Annotated in this window: 17 protein-coding genes; 2 read left to right on the top strand and 15 right to left on the bottom strand. The window is 66.7% G+C overall.

Annotation, left to right across the window (positions count from 1 at the left end; all coding sequences use genetic code 11):
- Positions 1–28: 28 nt before the first annotated feature.
- The 13 genes from QMB55_RS11740 to QMB55_RS11680 all read right to left on the bottom strand — a co-directional run bounded on the left by QMB55_RS11740 (position 29) and on the right by QMB55_RS11680 (position 13,169).
- A complete protein-coding gene (locus QMB55_RS11740) occupies positions 29–799 on the bottom strand; it encodes a pyrroline-5-carboxylate reductase family protein (RefSeq protein ID WP_497588896.1) in 771 nt (256 codons plus the stop codon).
- An 18-nt stretch (positions 800–817) separates the two neighbouring features.
- A complete protein-coding gene (locus tag QMB55_RS11735; RefSeq protein ID WP_497588895.1) occupies positions 818–1,873 on the bottom strand; it encodes a permease in 1,056 nt (351 codons plus the stop codon).
- Positions 1,874–1,996: 123 nt separating this feature from the next.
- On the bottom strand, positions 1,997–2,563 hold the full coding sequence (locus QMB55_RS11730; protein ID WP_497588894.1) for a sigma-70 family RNA polymerase sigma factor: 567 nt from the start codon (positions 2,561–2,563) through the stop codon (positions 1,997–1,999).
- A 22-nt stretch (positions 2,564–2,585) separates the two neighbouring features.
- A complete protein-coding gene (arsN2, locus tag QMB55_RS11725; protein WP_497588893.1) occupies positions 2,586–3,047 on the bottom strand; it encodes an arsenic resistance N-acetyltransferase ArsN2 in 462 nt (153 codons plus the stop codon).
- On the bottom strand, positions 3,028–4,101 hold the full coding sequence (arsB, locus tag QMB55_RS11720) for an ACR3 family arsenite efflux transporter (protein ID WP_497588892.1): 1,074 nt from the start codon (positions 4,099–4,101) through the stop codon (positions 3,028–3,030). Before arsB ends, arsN2 begins: the two co-directional genes overlap by 20 nt.
- Positions 4,098–4,610 (bottom strand): arsenate reductase ArsC, encoded by a 513-nt coding sequence (locus QMB55_RS11715; RefSeq protein ID WP_497588891.1) that lies wholly within the window; start codon positions 4,608–4,610, stop codon positions 4,098–4,100. Before QMB55_RS11715 ends, arsB begins: the two co-directional genes overlap by 4 nt.
- Positions 4,607–4,927 carry an ArsR/SmtB family transcription factor gene (locus tag QMB55_RS11710; RefSeq protein ID WP_497588890.1) on the bottom strand — a complete coding sequence of 107 codons (321 nt, stop codon included), beginning with the start codon at positions 4,925–4,927 and terminating at the stop codon, positions 4,607–4,609. The genes QMB55_RS11715 and QMB55_RS11710 overlap by 4 nt, the downstream gene beginning before the upstream one ends.
- Before the next feature lie 202 nt (positions 4,928–5,129).
- Complete coding sequence (locus tag QMB55_RS11705; protein WP_497588912.1) at positions 5,130–6,200, bottom strand: GGDEF domain-containing protein; 1,071 nt, start codon at positions 6,198–6,200, stop codon at positions 5,130–5,132.
- A 302-nt stretch (positions 6,201–6,502) separates the two neighbouring features.
- Positions 6,503–7,039: a YbaK/prolyl-tRNA synthetase associated domain-containing protein gene (locus QMB55_RS11700; protein ID WP_497588889.1), complete on the bottom strand. Its 537-nt coding sequence runs from the start codon at positions 7,037–7,039 to the stop codon at positions 6,503–6,505.
- Positions 7,036–8,043, bottom strand: a complete 1,008-nt coding sequence (locus QMB55_RS11695; RefSeq protein ID WP_497588888.1) for a calcium:cation antiporter — start codon at positions 8,041–8,043, stop codon at positions 7,036–7,038. Before QMB55_RS11695 ends, QMB55_RS11700 begins: the two co-directional genes overlap by 4 nt.
- Before the next feature lie 79 nt (positions 8,044–8,122).
- Entirely contained in the window at positions 8,123–10,405 is a 2,283-nt protein-coding gene (locus tag QMB55_RS11690; RefSeq protein ID WP_497588887.1) for a UvrD-helicase domain-containing protein, read from the bottom strand.
- A 134-nt stretch (positions 10,406–10,539) separates the two neighbouring features.
- Positions 10,540–10,866 (bottom strand): hypothetical protein, encoded by a 327-nt coding sequence (locus tag QMB55_RS11685; RefSeq protein WP_497588886.1) that lies wholly within the window; start codon positions 10,864–10,866, stop codon positions 10,540–10,542.
- A complete protein-coding gene (locus QMB55_RS11680) occupies positions 10,863–13,169 on the bottom strand; it encodes a mechanosensitive ion channel domain-containing protein (protein ID WP_497588885.1) in 2,307 nt (768 codons plus the stop codon). The genes QMB55_RS11685 and QMB55_RS11680 overlap by 4 nt, the downstream gene beginning before the upstream one ends.
- A gap of 173 nt (positions 13,170–13,342) precedes the next feature.
- Here QMB55_RS11680 and QMB55_RS11675 point away from each other — a divergent pair, with 173 nt between their 5' ends.
- Positions 13,343–14,515, top strand: coding sequence for a UbiH/UbiF family hydroxylase (locus QMB55_RS11675; RefSeq protein WP_497588884.1), 1,173 nt, complete (start codon positions 13,343–13,345; stop codon positions 14,513–14,515).
- A 59-nt stretch (positions 14,516–14,574) separates the two neighbouring features.
- Positions 14,575–15,300 carry a DsbC family protein gene (locus QMB55_RS11670; protein ID WP_497588883.1) on the top strand — a complete coding sequence of 242 codons (726 nt, stop codon included), beginning with the start codon at positions 14,575–14,577 and terminating at the stop codon, positions 15,298–15,300.
- 79 nt (positions 15,301–15,379) lie between these two features.
- Here QMB55_RS11670 and QMB55_RS11665 read toward each other — a convergent pair whose 3' ends face one another.
- Together QMB55_RS11665 and QMB55_RS11660 are read right to left on the bottom strand one after the other, a co-directional pair.
- Positions 15,380–15,673, bottom strand: a complete 294-nt coding sequence (locus tag QMB55_RS11665) for a hypothetical protein (protein ID WP_497588882.1) — start codon at positions 15,671–15,673, stop codon at positions 15,380–15,382.
- A gap of 22 nt (positions 15,674–15,695) precedes the next feature.
- Positions 15,696–16,271 (bottom strand): lipid-binding SYLF domain-containing protein, encoded by a 576-nt coding sequence (locus tag QMB55_RS11660; RefSeq protein ID WP_497588881.1) that lies wholly within the window; start codon positions 16,269–16,271, stop codon positions 15,696–15,698.
- Position 16,272 lies beyond the last annotated feature (1 nt).

Here is a 16,272-nt window from a genome sequence, read left to right as displayed (position 1 = left end):
TCGATTCCGAGCCCCGCCCGGGACTCAATCACCCCGTCAGTTTGGCGTGCATGCCGCCGATCTGCTTTTGCAGCATGCCGACGATCTCGGCCTCCTGTTCGGCCAAAGGCCGTACCGGAACGAGATCGAGGGCCTGGCGCCGCGGCAGGTCGCTGACGAACAGCAGATCGACCGTGCCGTGCAACATCTGCCGCAAGGCCGCTCGCGCAGCGTCCGGCGTCAGGCCGAAGGACTCGGCCAGTCGCTCGACTTCGGCAAACTGGAAGCCGAAATAGGTCGGCCCCATGGCGCTGATCACGGCGTAGGTTTCCAGCCAGCGCTCGTCGACCTGCGGCGACTGCCCGAGCGGCGCCAGCACGCGCAGCAGGGCTTCGCGCGCGGCGGAAGGCAGGTCAGCGCCAAACACGAGGGGGTTGAAGCCCTGGCCGATGATGCTGGGCGAGTTCGGATTCATCCGCGCCACGCGGGAAAACCCGCCCAGCGTCGCCGTGAGCGCCGCCAGTTTGACCTTCGGCGCCAGCGAGCAGAACAGCGCGTCGTCCTTCAGCAAACCGGCGACCGCGGGCAGCACCTCGAGCAAGGCCGGCGGATGCAGCGCGCCGAACACCAGATCGGCGCCGGCGGCCTCATCGAGTCGAGCCACCTTCACGCCCGGATCGTCTTCCCGCAAAGCCGCCACGGCAGCGGGGTTAGCATCGTAAGCAAAAATCGTCGCTGGCATGGCGCCGGCTTTCTTCCAGCCGCCGACCATGATGCGGGCGATCCGTCCTGAACCGATAAAACCGACCGTGTCGAACATCGTTCTCTCCTTACCTTCTCAGATCACCGCGTTGAACACATACCCGACCAGCATGATGCCGAGCGCCACCACGCCGGCGAAGGTGGCGATGAGTCTCGGCTTGAGCGCCTGCCGCAGCAGGATCATCTCCGGCGCCGAGAGGGCGATCACCGCCATCATGAACGCCAGCACCGTCCCCAGCGCGGCGCCCTTGCCGATCAGCGCCTCGACGACCGGGATGATGCCGGCGGCATTGGCGTACATCGGCACGCCCAGCGCCACAGCGGCCGGCACCGCCCACCACGCCTCCTTGCCCATGAACTGCGCCATGAAGTCCTCCGGCACGTAGCCGTGAATGCCGGCGCCGAGCCCGATCCCGAGCAGGAGGTAGGGCCACACCCGGGCAAAGATCGTCCGCACGTGGCGCACACCGACCTCGAAGCGCTCGACCCAGCCCAGGCGCACGCCGACCGTCGGCGCCGCCTGCCCGGCCTGGATCTGCCGCACCCAGTCCTCGAGGTGCGGCTCCATGTCGAGCTTGCCGATCACGAAGCCGGCGACGACGGCCACCGCGAGGCCCAGCGCGAGATAGAGCGCCGCGACCTGCCAGCCGAACATGCCGAAGAGCAGCGCCAGCGCGACTTCATTGACCATCGGCGCCGAGATCAGGAAGGAGAAGGTCACCCCCAGCGGCACGCCGGCCGAGAGAAAGCCGATGAACAGGGGCACGGCCGAGCACGAGCAGAAGGGGGTGACAATGCCCAGCAGCGCGGCCAGCCCATTGCCCACCCCGGCGCGCCGCCCGGAAAGCAGCGCGCGGGTGCGCTCGGGGGCGAAGAAGGTTTGCACGACACCGACGATGAAAACGACGCCGACGAGCAGCAGGGCGACCTTGGGCGTGTCGTAGACGAAGAAATGCACCGCCTCGCCCAGGCGAGTGTCGCGCGACACGCCCAAGGCCAGTACGACGGCATCGGCAAAGGCCGACAACTGGCTGTAGGCCAGGAACCAGGCTCCGGCGGCCACGGCCAGCCCGAGCAGCCAGCGCCGCAAAGGGGAGACCGAGGGCGATTGAGATGAAGTTGAAAAAGACACGTCGCACTCCCGCAGTTGGATTCAGGGGCGGCCGGAGGGATTCCGGCCGTTGCCCCTCTCTGCAGAAGACGAAAGCGGAGTCAAAAGGATGCACCGCCACGATGCCGCGGCGCCGCGACGACTTTAAGCGGAGGGCTCCGGCTCGCCCGCCGACGGCGCGCGCGGGGTAAAGCAGCAGATCTTCCCGTCCTCGCCGTACTTGAGCTGACAGGCCTCCGCGAGGCGGGCGCGCAGGCGCTGCCGCGCCCGCAGGAGGCGCGACTTGGCAGCGGCGAGCGTGAGCCCGCTGCGTGCGGCGTAGTCTTTTTGCGAGGCGCCCTCGAGGTCACACGTCACGATCGCCGTACGATCCTCCACCGCCAGTTCGGCGAGGACGCGCGGCAGGCACTGGCTCAGGCGCTCGACCGGATCGACCTCCGGCGAGGGCTCAGCCACCAGATCGTCGGGCAGCGGGACGTGCGCCTGGGTCATCCGCAAACGATCGAGCAGCAGGTTGCGCGCCACATGGAACAGCCAGGCGCGCGGATGCTCGACGCGGCAGAACGCGCCGGCCTGCGCCACAACGCGCAGGAACACCTCCTGCAAGAGGTCGTCGGCCTCGGCGGCGTTGCCGGAGCGGTGCGCGAGAAAGCGCTTCAGCTCGTCCCGATGCTGCCGCCAGGCGCGCAGGTGGCAATCGTAGGTCGGCATCGCCGACTCGGATGCGCCGCGGCTACGCCAGCGGCCGCGCCAGACAGCGGGCGCTCGCCGGACACAGGCTGCGGAACTGCGCGTGCCCCGCCACGCTGGGCGGAACGTCGGCACGCGCCACCTCGGCGTAGCCGCGGCGCAGGAAGTAATCGGCGGCCGTGGTGGTCAGCAGGTAGGCGGTGGCCGCCCCCTGCGCGCGTGCCGCCGCTTCGCTCCACTCGACGAGGCGCGCCGCCAAGCCGGCGCCGCGCTGCTCGACGGCCACGGCGAGCGAACGCAACAGCGCGCCGTCGCCGAGGCGCTCCCAGCCGATCACCCCGACCAGCTGGGGGCCAGAATCGGTGCGCCCTTCAGCCACGCAGAAGCCCGCCAGCAGCGGCGCATCCAGGTCGCCGGTCGGCAGCGCACAACGGTCCAGCAGCGCCACGATGGCCGGCAGGTCAGCGCCACAGGCCCGGCGCAACTCAATGTTCCTTGCGTTCATACCACCCCTTGCTCGTGTTAACCACCTTGACCACCAGGAGCATCACCGGAACCTCGATCAGCACGCCGACCACGGTCGCCAATGCCGCCCCCGACTCGAAACCGAACAGGCTGATCGCCGCGGCGACCGCCAGCTCGAAGAAATTGGATGCTCCGATCAGCGCCGACGGGCAGGCCACGGCATGCTTTTCGCCGCACCTGCGGTTGAGCCAGTAGGCCAGCGAGGAGGTGAAGAGCACCTGGATCAGGATCGGCACCGCCAGGAGCGCGATGACCAGCGGCTGCTCGAGGATGGCCTTGCCCTGGAAAGCGAAGAGCAGCACCAGCGTCGCCAGCAGCGCGCCGATCGACCAGGGGCCGATCTTTTCCATCGCCGCGTCGAAGGCCGCCGGCCCGCCCTTGAGCAGGTGCCGGCGCCAGAGCTGGGCGAGGATCACCGGGATGACGATGTACAGCACCACCGAAGCGAAGAGGGTGTCCCACGGCACGGTGATCGCCGAGAGGCCGAGCAGGAAGGCCACCAGCGGGGCGAAGGCGAAGATCATGATGGTGTCGTTGAGCGCCACCTGCGACAGCGTGAACAAGGGGTCGCCCTTGGTCAGCCGGCTCCAGACGAAAACCATCGCCGTACACGGCGCCGCCGCCAGCAGGATCAGCCCCGCGATGTAGCTGTCGAGCTGGTCGGCCGGCAGGTAGGGCGCAAACAACTGGCGCACGAACAGCCAGCCGAGGAAGGCCATCGAGAAGGGCTTGACCAGCCAGTTGATGAACAGCGTGACGCCGATGCCGCGCACATGCTGGCGCACCTCGTGCAGCGCGCCGAAATCGACCTTGACCAGCATCGGGATGATCATCACCCAGATCAGCAGCCCGACCGGCAGATTGACCTGCGCATACTCCAACCGCGCCACCGCCTGGAAAGCGCCCGGCCAGAGCTGGCCCAGCCCGACGCCGGCGACGATGCACAGGAACACCCACAGGCTCAGGTACCGCTCGAAGACGCTCATCGAGGCCCCGCCTGCGGCCTTGGCCGTGACTTCGCACTGCGCGCTCATTGCTCACCCTCCTGGGCGGCGACATGAATCAACTGGGCCGCGGTCGCCACCTCCTGCGCCGAAAGCGCCGCGAGGTCGAGCGCGAGGAAGGCGCGGATGCGTTTCTCCAGCGCGATGAACGCCTGCTCGAACGCCGCACGCCGGGCCTCGATCGGCTCGACATGGGCCGGATCGGCGATGCCCCAGTGTGCCGTCACCGGATGCCCCAGCCACACCGGGCAAGTCTCACCGGCGGCACTGGCGCAGACGGTGAAGAGGTAATCGAAATGCGGCGCACCGGGCGCGGAAAATTCTTCCCACGACTTGCTGCGCACCTCGGCGGGCAGCGGCACACCGTGCTTTTCCAGCGTCTCGAGCGCCACCGGATTGACTTGGCCCGACGGCCGGCTGCCGGCGGAATAGGCGCGCACCCGCCCCTGCCCGAGATGGTTGAACAGCGCCTCGCCGAGAATCGAGCGGGCCGAATTGCCGGTGCACAGCACCAGCACCTTGATCTGCGTTGCGGTCATGAATTGTCCTCATCGGTCAAACACCGCGCGGCCTGCCCTTGGCAGCAGTCCTCGGTGAGAAACGACGCAAGCGCGCGAATGGCCGGCATCTCGGCGCGATAGCGCACGAAGCGCCCTTCCTGCACCGAGACCACCAGACCGGCGTGCGCCAGCGTCTTGAGGTGAAACGAAAGCGTCGGCGCCGGCATCGCCAGCGTCTCGCTCATCATGCCGGGCGTCAGCCCGTCCGGCGCGTGCCTGACCAGCAGACGCAAGACCGCCAGACGGCTCTCCTGCGCCAGCGCGGCAAAGGCGGTGATGGCATCTTTATTTTCCATAATTCCAATAATATGGAACTGTTGCGAACAAAGCAAGAACCAAGGGAGAGCACGGGTGAAGGCCGTTGATCGACCAATCCAGGGATTGGTTCTGAATGGCGAATTATCTCTCGGCTGTTGCCTGTGGCCTCTTCCGGAATCACGCCTTTGTCATAATGACAGGAAGCGGCCGCACGGTTTGGCCGGTAGTCGCTTTATGTTGCTAGGCCAAGGCAGCAACTTCGATACGATTACGCCCCAGTGATTTAGCTCGATATAGCGCCGCATCAGCGCTTGCAATCAGACCTTCCGGAGAGCGTCCAAAGGCTGGGACAGAGCAAGCCACGCCGAAGCTCAGGGTGACCTGTCCGGTCGGCGACCATGAATGCTTGATGGATAGTTTGGCCACCGCGTCTTGAATACGTTTGGCGGTCGCCAACACCTGCTCTTCACTGTTATCTGGCATCAAGATGACAAATTCTTCTCCGCCAAAGCGCGCGACGATCTCTGCCGCACGCCGTACTTCCTTCAACATCGACATGGCGACCGCTCTGAGGCAATCGTCGCCCGCCAGGTGTCCATAACCGTCGTTGAATGCCTTGAAATGGTCGACATCGATCAAGATCAGCGCTAACGGTAATCCAGACCGTTGCGCGCGGTTCCACTCTTCGCTCAGCACGCGATCAAAGCAGCGCCGATTCGCAGCACCGGTCAAACCATCTGTATTGCTCAGAAGTTCCAGCTTAAAGTTGGCTTCTCGTAATTCGAAGGTTCGATCAGCGACCTCTCTTTCAAGCGCAGCGTTTCTCTCGACAAGACTTTTGAGCGGATAGACCTCACCTTCCTGAACAAGATGATAGGGAATGGATATCCCGCTGTAGACAATCATCCAGTCGTTGCCTTCCAGCCGAAAAATCAGGGTTAACCGCGCAACCTCCCGAGAGAGGATGTGGTCAGGGATTGGCAGATGAATGTGGAAAAAGGCCGTAACGGCAACGATCTGTTCACACAGATCCTGGAGACTCACGTCCAGCATTTCAATCCGCAGAGGCTCGGTAATCTGGGCAAAATCTTGACGGGTGATATCGATCCATTGCCCAACGTCTTTCACCAAGCGAGTACCACCGCCCGCAAAGCCACTGAAATTCTTGCTGAACCTCGATGTCAGCCGGTCGTCTCGGGTCGCATACATTTGGATGTATTCGTCGAAAAGTGAGCGGATCAAGAGGTGGCGGTCGGTTTTCATAGACGGGGAAAGAGGCGGCAACATCGTGGTGAAATGGGCTTTCGCCATCAAACAGGGCATGACTTCAGTCTGGCTGGCGCTGCCCCCCCCAGTTCAGACCCTCTGAAGAACGGTAAGACAGGGTTGCGTTGCCAATTTTCAAGGCGAATCGGATGATTCAGATCACTGCTTAAGCGTAGATTGTTGTGCTCTGCACAACCTCCCTTTCGGCTTATAGATTACTGCGACTGTCCTTCCGTGTGGTTTTAGTCCAAATGGCCATTGGTTGGAACGTTGCGGAGCGAGACAACGTGGCAGATCAACGACAGCTCAGGCCGATAAACCACACCTCCCAGCCCCCCTAATTCGGCTCACCCCGCCACAATCTCCACCACCCGCGGCTGCGCGATGCGCAGGTAGTCGGCGGCGTCGAGGACGATCGAGGCTTCGAGGCTGCCGGCGTTGAAGGCGATCTCGGCGTAGCGCTCGGTCAGTTGCGGGTCGAGGATCAGCGTCACCTCGGGCGAGGGGGCGAAGGGCGGGATAGCCCCGATCACGCAGCCGGTGAGTGCCTGCGCGTCTTCGGCGGAGACGAGGCTGGCCTTGCCGCCGCCGAGCGCGGCGCCGAGCTTCTTGAAGTCGAGGCGCTGATCGCCGGGCAGGACGCCGAGCACGAAGGCGCCCGCGTGGCCGCCCTTTCCCCCTTTTCCGCCCACGCGGCAGAGCATGGCCTTGGCGCCCTGCCCCACCTCGGTGCCGCGCACCTGGGCGACGCTTTCCGAGGTTCCTGCCGCCGGGTGGCGGACGACGCGGTAGCGCGCGCCAGCGGCGTCGAGCCGCGCGCAGAGTTGCTGGAAGACCGGGGTGCGGTGAGCGGATTCGGCGAGGGCGGCGTCTTGAGCGCTCATGGCAGGACCGAGAGGAAGAGGAAGACGGCGAAGAGCAGCAGGTGCACCATGCCTTGCAGCACGGTGGTGCGCCCGGTGGCCAAGGTCATGGTGCTGACGAAGAGGGTCAGCACGAGCAGGATAGCGTCGCGTTCGGTCAGCCCGAGCACGAGCATTTCGCCGAGTGCGACATGGATCGCGGCGAGCACGGGGATGGTCAGGCCGATGCTGGCGAGGACTGAACCCAAAGCCAGATTGAGGCTCGTTTGCAGGCGGTCGGCGCGCGCCGCGCGCACCGCGGCCAGCCCTTCGGGCATCAGCACCAGCGCGGCGATGACGATGCCGACCACCGAGGCCGGCGCGCCGATCTGCGCCACGCCGGCTTCAACGGTGGGCGAGAGCAGCTTGGCCAGGCCGACCACGGCCACCAGCGCCAGCATCAGCAGCATGGCGCTGGCCAGTGCCGCCCAGCCGCTGGGCGGGGCGGCGTGCTCGTCTTCATCGCTGCCCGGAACGAGGAAGTAGTCGCGGTGGCGCACCGTCTGGACGAAGACGAAAACGCCGTAGAAGGCGAGCGAGACGAGGCCGACGAAGGCGAGTTGGGTGGTGTCCAGCGCCGGGCCGGGGGCGCTGAGCATGTAGTTGGGCAGGATCAGGGTGAGCACTGCGAGCGGCACCAGCACGCCGAGCGCGGCGTTGGCACCGTGCAGCTGGAAGCCCTGCACGCGATGGCGCAGGCCGCCGAGCAAGAGGCAGAGACCGACGATGCCGTTGCAGACGATCATGATCGCCGAGAAAACCGTGTCGCGCGCCAGTGAGGCTTTCTCGGGGCCGCCGCCGAGCATCATCGAGACGACCAGCGCGACTTCGATGACCGTCACCGCGACGGCCAGGAGCAGGGTGCCGAAGGGTTCGCCGACGCGGTGGGCGACGACTTCAGCGTGATGCACGGCGGCGAGCAGAAGGCCGGCGCCGACGAAGGGCGCGAGAGTGGTCCAGTGGATGGCGTGCACGCCTGCTTTCATCGCTTCCTTTCGTTCTCGGCAAAGATCAACAAACCCGGAAAACAGACCGCGGCCGACGCCCGGCGTTCCCCGTCGCCGCTCAGACCGGCGTCAGTTTGGCGTACTGCAAAGCCAGCCACTTCATGCCGTGGCCGCGGAAGTTCACCTGCACCCGAGCCTCGTTGCCGCGCCCTTCGGCGCCGACGATGACGCCTTGCCCGAACTTGGCGTGTTCGACGTTCTGGCCGATGCGCAGCCCGCCCGGGATGGCGCTCTCGGCGCCGCCGGAGGCCGCGCTGCGCGCCGCGGCGGGGGCCGCAGCCTGCCCGCCGTAGCCGGTGCTGGAATAGCCGCCCGAGTAGCCCCCGGCATTCCCAGCATAGCCGCTGCCCGCGTAAGCGCGCTGCGACGTGCTCGCCGCGCCGCCGCCGACCTTGCGCAGCAGGGTTTCGGGCAGTTCCTCGAGAAACTGCGAGGGCACGCAGTAGCGCGTCTGGCCATGCAACATGCGCGTCTGCGCGTGCGAGAGGTACAAGCGTTTGCGCGCCCGCGTCACGGCCACGTACATCAGCCGCCGTTCTTCCTCGACGCCGTCGCGCTCCTGCGTCGCGTTCTCGTGCGGGAAGAGGCCGTGCTCGAGGCCGGAGATGAAGACCACGTCAAACTCGAGGCCCTTGGCGGCATGCACGGTCATCATCTGCACCGCGTCCTGGCCTTCGCCGGCCTGGTGCTCGCCCGATTCGAGCGCGGCATGGGCGAGGAAGGCGGCGAGTTCGTCGTCGGCCAATGGAATGTCGCCGGGATTATCGATCGCCTCCTGCTGGAAGGCGACGCCGGCGTTGATGAGTTCGTCCAGGTTTTCCAGCCGCTCCTGGCCTTCCTTCTCGCCGAGATAATGGGCGCGCAGGCCGCTCTGCTCGAGGATCAGCTCGATCTTCTCGGGTAGCGACAGCGGCGCGCAATCCGTGCGCAGGGTTTCGATCAGGCGTACGAAATTGCCGACCGCCGCGCCGGGCTTGCCACCCAGGCTCGCGGCCGCGTTGTAGAGGCTGGAATTGGCGCGGTGCGCGGCCTCCTGCAAGGCTTCGACGCTGCGCGCGCCGATGCCGCGGGTGGGGAAGTTCACCACCCGCGCGAACGCCGTGTCGTCGTCGGGGTTGGCGAGGAGGCGTAAATAAGCAAGAGCGTGCTTGATTTCCTGGCGGTCGAAGAAGCGTTGCCCGCCATAGACGCGGTAAGGCACGCCGGCAGTGAACAACTGGTGTTCGAGCACGCGCGACTGGGCGTTGGAGCGGTAGAGGATGGCGAGCTGGGTGCGCTCGACGCCGTCGCGGATCAACTCGCGCACTTCGTCGACGATGAAGCGCGCTTCGTCGAGGTCGGAGAACCCTTCGAAGACGCGGATCGGCTCGCCCGCCCCGGCGTCGGTCCACAGGTTCTTGCCCAAGCGGCCGCGGTTGTTCTGGATCAGCGCGTTGGCGGCGTCGAGGATGTTGCCGTGCGAGCGGTAGTTCTGTTCGAGGCGGATGACTTCGCTGATGCCGAACTCGCGCTCGAGGTCGCGCATGTTGCCAACCTCGGCACCGCGGAAGGCGTAGATGCTCTGGTCATCGTCGCCGACGGCAAAGATGCAGCCCATCGGCACGCCCGGCCCACCGTCGGCGGCGGCCTCGCCGTAACCGGCGAGCAGCTTGAGCCAGGCGTACTGCAGGCGGTTGGTGTCCTGGAACTCGTCGACCAGGATGTGACGGAAGCGCGCCTGGTAGTGGCGGCGCAGCGGTTCGTTGCGTTGCAGGAGTTCGTAACAGCGCAGCAGCAGTTCGGCAAAATCGACCACGCCTTCGCGCTGGCACTGCGCTTCGTATTCGGCGTAGAGGCTGACGCGGCGCGCGGTAAAGTCGTCGTAGGCCTCGGCCTGCGCGGCGCGAATACCTTGCTCCTTGTGCGCGTTGATGAAGTGGGCCAGCTCGCGCGGCGGGAATTTCTCGTCGTCGACGTTGAGGTTTTTCAGCAGGCGCTTGATCGCCGCCAGCTGGTCGGCCGAGTCGAGAATCTGAAACAACGCCGGCAAGCCGGCCTCGCGGTGGTGCGCACGCAGCAGGCGATTGCACAGGCCGTGGAAGGTGCCGATCCACATCCCGCGGGTGTTGATCGGCAGGAGCGCGGCGAGCCGCGTCTGCATCTCCTTGGCCGCCTTGTTGGTGAAGGTCACGGCGAGGACGCCCTGCGGCCCGACCTGGCCGGTGGAGATCAGCCAGGCGATGCGCGTGGTCAGCACGCGCGTCTTGCCGCTGCCCGCGCCGGCGAGGATCAGCGCATGCTGCGGCGGCAGGGTGATGGCGGCGTGTTGTTGCGGGTTGAGGTGGGCAAGCAAGTCGGACATCGGGAGCATCTCGGAAGGTCAGCCGGGATTATACCGGCTGCCCGCCGCGCGCCTTCGATGCAGGCCGGAAAGGGCGCCTGGATGCGCCCTCCAGGCCGGCTGCAGAGGCCGCCGAATGGGGCCGGCAGGCCGACCTAAATCTGCGCGACGAGGCCGCGTCGACCGCGTTTGACGAGGCGCGTCAGTTCGCGCTCGGCGCCGGCGGCCGTGGCACAGGCTTTGTCGGGGAAGGCGTTGCCCGCGACCCAGCGGCCGGTTTCGCTGCGCACTGCAGCGACCGGGCGACCGCCGTCGGTCTCGGCGAGCACGGCAAAACCCGGCGCGAAGTCGCCATCGCAGGCATGCAGCGCGGCGGCGACGGCGTCGGCCGCGTCGTCCTGCGCCACGTGCAGCGCCAGCAGCGCATCGAGCGGCGAGTCGTGCTCACTGCAGACGACGACCGGCAGGTAGCGCAGGCTCATCGCCCCGGTTCGCCGTGCGAGACCTGCACCGGCAGCGGGCCATTCACTTCGAGGCGGATGTCGCGTTGCGGGAAGGGCACGCCGATGCCGGCCTCAGCGAAGCGGTCGCCGATGGCATGGCGCAGGTCGCTGTCCACGCGGCGCGGGCCGACTTGCAATCCGAGCTGGACCCAATAGACGAGGACGAACTGCAGTGCGCTGTCGCCGTAGTCTTCGAAGAAAACCTCGGGGATCGGGTCGCGCAGCACGTGCGCGTGTTCGCGCGCGCACTGCGCGAGCAGGCTGGCCGCCAGCCGGGTGTCCGAGCCGTAGGCGACGCCGATGCGCAGTTCGCGCCGGATCGACGGGCTCGAGTACGTCCAGTTGGTCACCGTGTTTTCGAGGAAGGTCGAGTTGGGCACCAGCGCCTCGACGCCATCGAAGCCGCTGATCGTCGTCGCGCGCAGGTCGACGGCGACGACGTTGCCGGTGGTCTCGCCGATGTTGACGATGTCGCCGACGCGGATCTTGCGCTCGAAGAGGATGATGATGCCGCTGATCAGATTTTTGATGATGGTCTGGGTCCCGAAACCGACGCCGATCGCCAGCGCACCGCCGAGGAAGGCGAAAACGGTGAGCGGGATGCGCGCGAGGTTGAGGACGAAGACGACGAGCCCGAGGGTGAACAGGATCACCAGCCAGCGCCGGATCACCTGCGCCAGCTGCGCCTCGATCCCGAAACGGGTCACCAGCACCCGCTGCGCGACGCGCGACAGGCGCGCCAGCGCCCAGTAGCCGAGAACGAAGAGCAACAGCGCGCCGACGCTCTTGTCGACGGTGACGCCGTAGCTGACCGGCACCCGGCTGCCGTCAACCTCGACGCTGTCCTCGACCGAGAACAGCTCGTAGTGCCAGAGCACGCTCAGCCAGCGCGTTGCGGCACGCCAGCCGGCGGTCAGGCGCTCGCCGAGCGAGCTGGCCCCGCCGCCGCCCAGATCACGCTCCCAGCGCCCGATCTGGCGCTCGAAGTTGGCGACGAAGGCCTCGACGCGATCGAACATCAGGTTGCGTTTCTGCAGCAGGCCGAGCATCTCGTTGGTGTAGCGGTACTCGATCGAACCCGGCACGGCGCTGGCCAGACGCCCTTCCTGTTCGCGGATCGAGAGGTTCAAGGCCCGCCGCTGTTCCTTGGCGATTTTCAGACGGTCGTCGAGCCCGCTCTTGATCTTCTGCAGCGCCGGCAGCGCGGCTTCACGCGCCTGCGCATCGCCGCCGAGCGAAAGAAAGCGCAATTCGATCGCCTCGCTCCACTGCTGGCCGATCAGCTGCAGCCAGGACAATCCACGCAACACCACGAGGTCGGTTTCCAGCGCGTCGTCGAGGAAGCGCAGGCGCAGGTTGCGCTCTTCGCTACCCGCGGCGTTCTTGGCCCCGTCGCGCACCAGGCGGTCGCGCTCGGCGAGACGTTTGTTGTGGGCGCTCACCGAGGCGTCGATCTCGGCCTTGAGCTTCTCGGCGCCAGCCTTGGCGCGCGCCCGCACGAAAGCCATGTCGGCTTCGCTCAGGCGCTGATGCGGCAGCACCCGTTCGACCACGCGGTCAAGCTCATCGATCAGCCGCCGCTGCGCCGCCATCTGCAGCTTGAGCGCCTCCTGGCCCATGCTCTGCGCCACCAGTTCGGCGTCGGAGACCTGCTGCTGCAGGGCCGCCAACTCGCGCGCCCGGCGCGCCTGCTGGTGCTCACCTTCGCTCTCGGTGCTGCGCGCCAGCCGGTCCTCGGCCAGGCGCACGGCTTCGGCTGAACGCTGGCGGCTTCGTGTCAGGTCGATCTTCTCCGCCTCCAGCGACTGCCAGCGCGCGCTCATGGCTTGCAGCTTGTCATTCTGGCTGTCGAGCGCATCGCGCAGCGCATCGACGCGCAACGCCGAATACGGCGGCGGCCCGCTCAGCTCGCGCACCACCGGCCAGGTCTCGATCGACGGCGGCATCGCCTTCTGCGCCATCTCCAGTTCGTTGAGACGCTTCAATTTGTCGCGCTCGACGACGGTCAACCGGTCGAGCAGATGCTGCACCTCGGTGGCATGCACCGCGTCTTCGCCGGTGTAGGTCGGACGCAGGCGCAGGGCCTCGTTGCGCCGCCGCTCGGCCTCCTCGATCTGCGCCAGGATGCGTTCGCGCTTGGGCACTTGCTCGGCCGCTGGCGCTTTTTTCGCGTCGCCACCGGCACTCAACCCGGGCAGCGCGATCTGGGCCCGCGCGGGCGCAGCCAGGGGGCCGAGACTGGTGGCCACCACGGCGAGCAGGACAATGAGGATTTTTTTCATGGGATGATCGCAACGGCATTTTTCCGCACGGCCTGAACCTCGCGCCGCAGCGGACATCAAAACGGCATCCTACCATCGCCCCCGGGGCTCGCCCACGGCACCGCACACCTTGGGCACCGGTTTGCACAAGCCGGGGGCGGCACGGCACAATCGCGGCTTCGTGGAGCCAAAGCATGCATTTTGACGTGATCATCGTCGGCGGCGGTCTGGCGGGCCTTTCGCTGGCCCGAGCCCTGCGCGACACCCGCCTCTCGGTCGCCCTGATCGAAAACCACCCGCCACGCCCCCCGGCAGGCTGGGACGCGCGCGTCTACGCGCTGACCCCGGCCAACGCGGCCTTTCTCGCCGAGCTGGGCGCCTGGGCGCACCTCGACGCGAACCGCATCGCCCCGTTGCGGGCCATGCAGGTGCGCGGCGACGCCGGCGGCGAACTCGAATTCTCGGCCTACGAATGCGGCGTCAGCGAACTCGGCTGGATCCTCGAAGCCTCACTGATGGCCTGCGAGTTATGGGAAAGCGTGCGCCGTCAGGACCGCCTCACCCTGCTCTCGCCAAGCGCCCCGCAGGCCCTTGCTTTCAGTCCTGAAGCTGCCGAGCTGACGCTCGCCGACGGCCGCCGGGTGAGCGCCAGCCTTCTGGTCGGCGCCGACGGCCGCGATTCCTGGGTGCGCCGCGAGGCCGGGCTCGTCGCCCGCAACGCGCCTTACGGCGAAATGGGCGTCGTCGCCAACTTCACCTGCGCCCGCCCGCACCGTGGCATCGCCCGCCAGTGGTTCCGCGCCGACGGCGTTCTCGCCTGGCTGCCGCTCTCCGATGCCGACGGCATCAACCGGATTTCGATCGTCTGGTCGACGCCCGACGCGCACGCCGCCGAACTGCTCGCCTTGCCGCCCGAAGAACTGTGCGCGCGGGTCGCCGCGGCCGGCGGCGGCGTGCTCGGCGACTTCGAGCCGCTCACGCCGGCGGCGGCCTTCCCCCTGCGCCTGATGCAGGTGCCGCAGGTCGTCGCACCGCGTCTCGCGCTGATCGGCGACGCCGCGCACGGCATCCACCCGCTCTCCGGACACGGCATCAACCTCGGCTTTCAGGATGCCCGTGTCCTCGCCGGTCTTCTCGCCGAAACACCGGCCTGGGAGGACGTCGGCCAGCTGCGCCGGCTGCAGGCCTACCAGCGCGCCCGACGCGAGGAGACGGTTCTGATGCAGGAGACGACAGATATGCTGCGCCGTCTGTTTCGTGAGAGACTCCCGTTTTTGCCGACCCTGCGCAACGCTGGCCTGTCGCTCACCAACGCCTTGCCTCCGCTCAAGAACCGGCTCGCGCGCTACGCGATGGGCCTCGTCTAGCCCCTGCGCCCGGCAGCCCGATTTCGTTTTCTGTCTTACACCGTTCCCGGAGTCATCCCATGCAGAAACTGCTCCTTCCGTTGGCCGCCACCGCGTTGCTGGCCGTTTCGTTCAGCCAGCCGGCGCGCGCCGACGAAGCCGCCGTCCGCAAGGCCATCGAAAGCAAGCTCGGCGTCAAAGTCAGCAGCGTCGCCAAGAGCGGCTACCTCGGCCTCTACGAAGTCTACGCCGAAGGCCAGATCGTCTACACCGACGAGAAGGTCACAGCCATCGTCGGCGGCCCGCTCTTCGACGCCAAGACGATGAAGAACGTGACCTCCGAGCGGATGCAGAAACTCACCGCGATCAAATTCTCCGATCTGCCGCTCGACCTCGCGGTGAAGCAGGTGCGCGGCAACGGCAAGCGCATCATCGCCAGCTTCGAGGACCCCAACTGCGGTTTCTGCAAGAAGCTCGCCAAAGATTTGCAGAAGCTCGATAACGTGACGGTCTACACCTTCCTCTACCCCATCCTCTCGCCCGACTCACTCGAGAAGTCGAACCGCATCTGGTGCTCGGCCAACAAGGCCAAGAGCTGGAACGACTGGATGCTGGACAGCAAGGAGCCCGAAGGGCGCAGCGACTGCGACACGACGGCGGTGCGGCGCACCGTCGAACTCGGCCATCAACTCGGGATCAACGGCACGCCGACGCTGTTCTTCATCGACGGCGAACGCATCCCGGGCGCGGTGCCGCTGGCGCAGATCGAAAAGAAGCTCGAACAACTGGGCAACGCTAAGCCTTAAGCGGCAAGCGCCGCGCAAAAGCCGCCGGAGCGAGGCTCCAGGCGGCTTTTTTGTGCGCTGTGTTCAGCCCGGCGTACCTTCAGCCGCGCGCCGCGGCCTCGTTCTCGGCCGCCCGCGCAACGATCGCCTTGTACAGCGCAAAGGTTCGCGCCGCCAGCGTCTGATATGCGGGATGCGTCTCCAGGAACGGGCGCAGGGACTGGGCATCGTCGAGCACCTGCTCGAGGAAGGCGATGTCCAGGTCGTCGAGCCGTTCCCCGCGCTCGACCTTTTCCTGCAGATCAAGCGCGCGCGGCAGGCGCTGCTGTTCGAGCCGCTCGACGATCACCGTCGCCAAGCCCGTCTGCGTCCGATCCAAGCCGGGTTCGTTCATCGCGCCTCCTCCGGGCACCGACCTAGTTCAGCGCCTCATCCTTGTAATACTTCGTTCCCTTGCCCGTCAGTTCGAGCGCGAGTCCCTTTTCGGTCAGTTGATAGACCCAGACACCGGGCGAGACCAGAAGCGCGCCTTGATAGGCGCCGCCCCGCTGCCCATCGGTCGCCGCCGCCGTGGCCTGGCCGCCGAACTCCCAGCCCGACTCGACGAAGCCGCGCAAGGCCGCCTGCGTTTCGAAAACGAAGACCTGCCGGAATTTCTTGACCCCGAACCCCAGGCCGGCCTGCACCTCGACCATCTTCATGAAGGTTTCGCGCCCGCTCGCCCGCTCGACGGCCATGCCGGCGCCTTTACCGCCCCCGGCGACGAGAATCTTCACCCCGACATTGCTGAACACCGCGTAGCCTGCCGCCGACTTGATGGTGGCGCGCGCCGACGGGTGGGCCTTGTACAGGGCGTCGAGGATGCGTTCGCTGTTCTTGCGGATCTCGGCCTGTTTCGTGGCCTTGTCCGCCTCGGCCGCGGCCACCGTCGGCACGGCCAGGCAGAGCAACGCGGAGCACAACAGGGCGAGCCAGGGTTTCAGCCAAGCCATT

The organism is Propionivibrio sp., from assembly GCF_041441355.1.
GTDB lineage: Bacteria > Pseudomonadota > Gammaproteobacteria > Burkholderiales > Rhodocyclaceae > Propionivibrio.
This window is presented reverse-complemented; position numbering and strand designations above follow the sequence as displayed.